The following is a 356-nucleotide window of genomic DNA, read 5'->3' on the forward strand; positions in this document are numbered from 1 at the left end:
AGACCGAGAATCCACAGGTCCGCGCCGACGCCGGGCGAGTGCACGATGTCCGAGAGCGGGGTGTAGGCGGTCCAGCCGAAGTCGGCCGCGCCACCCGGCGTGATGAAGCCCGCGGTCGCCATGGTGCCGCCGAACAGGTACAGCCAGTAGCTGAAGGCGTTCAGGCGCGGGAAGGCGACATCGGGTGCGCCGATCTGCAGCGGCAGGATGATGTTGGCGAAGCCGAACACGATCGCGGTCGCGTAGAACAGCAGCATGATGGTGCCGTGCATGGTGAACAGCTGGTTGAACTGTTCCGCCGACAGGAACTGCAGGCCCGGCCGGGCCAGCTCGGCGCGCATCAGCAGCGCCATCAG

Annotated in this window: 1 protein-coding gene; it reads right to left on the bottom strand. The window is 67.1% G+C overall.

Going from position 1 to position 356, the window contains the following annotated elements:
* The coding region (locus ON31_RS22155; RefSeq protein ID WP_174385113.1) for a cbb3-type cytochrome c oxidase subunit I at positions 1 to 356 on the bottom strand (356 nt) is incomplete at both ends.

Origin of the sequence: Nocardia otitidiscaviarum NBRC 14405, assembly GCF_000308635.1 — a bacterium.
Classification (GTDB): domain Bacteria; phylum Actinomycetota; class Actinomycetes; order Mycobacteriales; family Mycobacteriaceae; genus Nocardia; species Nocardia otitidiscaviarum.